The 559-nt window shown below is 68.9% G+C and carries 1 pseudogene; it reads right to left on the reverse strand.

The features are described 5' to 3' along the window. Window positions 1-553, reverse strand: a pseudogene (locus tag OIU93_RS20565) (transposase); the annotation flags it as partial. Window positions 554-559 lie beyond the last annotated feature (6 nt).

The raw sequence follows: 559 nt of genomic DNA on the forward strand, positions 1-559 counted from the left end.
CCGACGGGGCCCCGGTGAAGAGGGTGTATCCGGCAACGGCGCGGGAATAGTCATCCAACACGACCGTGAGCCACGGCCGCACCGCGGTCCCTTTCCTGCCCAGGACCATGATGTCCAGCGGTGTATGGTCGGCCTGCCACTGCTCGTTGGGGCGGGCAGTGGCGCGGCGGAACACCAACTCGAAGCGATCCCGGTACGCGGCATCCCCTTCTTGCGCAAGCGTGCGAAGTCCCGGGGCGATGGCACCGATGATCGCACGAACACTGGAGTAACTCGGCGGACTGAGTCCGCGGTCGGCCGCGATGTCGCCCACGCGGCGGTGGATGTAGGCGGCGGTGGGTTCGGGGCGCTGAAGGGCCAGTGCCTCGATGGCCTCGATGAGTTCGGCCCGGATCCGCCGGCGCCCGTGATCGGTACGGCGGGTACGCTGCAAACCCCTAGATGTTGGGTCGGCGCGATACTTCGCGGACCAGCGCGCCAGTGTCCGCAGCGGCACCCCCGACTCGGCGGCGATGCGAGTCCAAGGGGCGCCGCCATCATGTTGGCCCAGCAAGGCGAG

The sequence above is a fragment of the Paeniglutamicibacter sp. ZC-3 genome (assembly GCF_025847175.2).
GTDB lineage: Bacteria > Actinomycetota > Actinomycetes > Actinomycetales > Micrococcaceae > Paeniglutamicibacter > Paeniglutamicibacter sulfureus.